Annotated in this window: 1 protein-coding gene and 1 pseudogene; both read left to right on the top strand. The window is 47.3% G+C overall.

Going from position 1 to position 1,105, the window contains the following annotated elements; all coding sequences use genetic code 11:
• A partial coding sequence (locus tag AB4232_RS19580) for a transaldolase family protein (RefSeq protein ID WP_372087805.1) occupies nucleotides 1-514 on the top strand: 514 nt, incomplete at its 5' end.
• A 90-nt stretch (nucleotides 515-604) separates the two neighbouring features.
• A pseudogene (locus AB4232_RS19575) lies at nucleotides 605-1,105 on the top strand (transketolase); the annotation flags it as partial.

The raw sequence follows: 1,105 nt of genomic DNA, 5'->3' as shown, positions 1-1,105 counted from the left end.
AGAGAAAGAAGGCATCAACTGTAACCTAACGCTTCTATTCTCTTTCGCTCAAGCTCGTGCTTGCGCTGAAGCTGGCGTATTCCTAATCTCTCCTTTCGTTGGTCGCATCATGGACTGGTACAAAGCGAAAGAAGGTCGCGATTTCGAAGCTTCAGAAGATCCAGGCGTAATCTCTGTTTCAGACATCTACAACTACTACAAAGAGCACGGCTACAAGACTGTTGTTATGGGTGCAAGCTTCCGTAACATCGGTGAGATCCTTGAACTTGCTGGCTGTGACCGTCTAACTATCGCACCTCAACTTCTAGCTGACCTAGAAGCAGCTGAAGGCGAAGTAGTAGAGAAGCTAATCGACTCTAACGGTACTAAAGAGCGTCCTGCTGCAATGACTCACGCTGAGTTCCTATGGGATCACAACCAAGACCCAATGGCTGTAGAGAAGCTAGCTGAAGGCATCCGCAACTTCGCAGTTGATCAAGGTAAACTTGAAGACATGATCGCAGCTAAGCTGTAATCACTACGTAATAAATAAGAGGAACGAATTTCGTTCCTCTTTTACATCTGTCCACAAATTATTAATTTCGAATCAATTTTGGAAGCAATTATGAACCGCAAACATCTAGCTAACGCTATTCGTGCTCTAAGCATGGACGGCGTACAACAAGCAAACTCTGGTCACCCTGGCGCACCTATGGGTATGGCTGACATCGCTGAAGTACTTTGGCGTTCTCACCTGAACCATAACCCATCAAACCCAGAGTGGGCTGACCGCGACCGTTTTATCCTGTCTAACGGCCACGGCTCAATGCTGATCTACTCTCTGCTTCACCTAGCAGGTTACGAGCTTTCAATTGAAGATCTTAAGAACTTCCGTCAACTGCACTCTAAGACTCCAGGTCACCCAGAATACGGTTACGCACCAGGTATCGAGACGACTACAGGTCCTCTAGGTCAAGGCATCACCAACGCTGTTGGTATGGCGATGGCTGAGAAAGCACTTGCGGCACAGTTCAACAAAGAAGGCCACGACATCGTAGACCACTACACTTATGCATTCATGGGTGATGGCTGTCTGATGGAAGGTATCTCTCACGAAGCATGTTCT

It is taken from the genome of Vibrio sp. 10N.286.46.A8 (assembly GCF_041470165.1).
GTDB lineage: Bacteria > Pseudomonadota > Gammaproteobacteria > Enterobacterales > Vibrionaceae > Vibrio > Vibrio tasmaniensis_A.
The sequence above is the reverse complement of the archived record's forward strand: the minus strand, read 5'-3'. Positions and strand labels throughout refer to the sequence as shown.